The organism is Acinetobacter haemolyticus (assembly GCF_900406815.1).
In the GTDB taxonomy this organism is placed as follows: domain Bacteria; phylum Pseudomonadota; class Gammaproteobacteria; order Pseudomonadales; family Moraxellaceae; genus Acinetobacter; species Acinetobacter haemolyticus_A.
Genome location: NZ_OVCN01000053.1, coordinates 1 through 404, shown reverse-complemented (window position 1 = coordinate 404; position 404 = coordinate 1). Strand labels below are relative to the sequence as shown.

General features: G+C 44.6%; 1 pseudogene. It reads left to right on the top strand.

The features are described from left to right. Positions 1 to 221 precede the first annotated feature (221 nt). Positions 222 to 404: pseudogene (locus DK207_RS15630) on the top strand (hypothetical protein); the annotation flags it as partial.

The following is a 404-nucleotide window of genomic DNA, read 5'->3' as shown; positions in this document are numbered from 1 at the left end:
GCAAAGACCCCGTAAGCGTGTATTTTTGTGAGCTGTTTCGCGTTATCACCGTGATATGACACTCACTTTAAACATAAAATTAACATTAGATCTAAATCTTAGTATTCATCCCGCGTATTGTTACCTAATATCGATGAGTCCCGATACAGATTCGTCGTATCATAGACTGACTAAAGGCCGTAGAGCCTGAACAACACAGACAGGTACAGGAAGAAAAAAACATGGTAGATCAGGTAAAAGTCGTTGCCGATGATCAGGCTCCGGCTGAACAGTCGCTACGGCGCAATCTCACAAACCGACATATTCAGCTTATTGCCATTGGCGGTGCCATTGGTACGGGGTTGTTTATGGGGTCTGGCAAAACGATTAGCCTTGCCGGGCCGTCGATCATTTTCGTTTATATG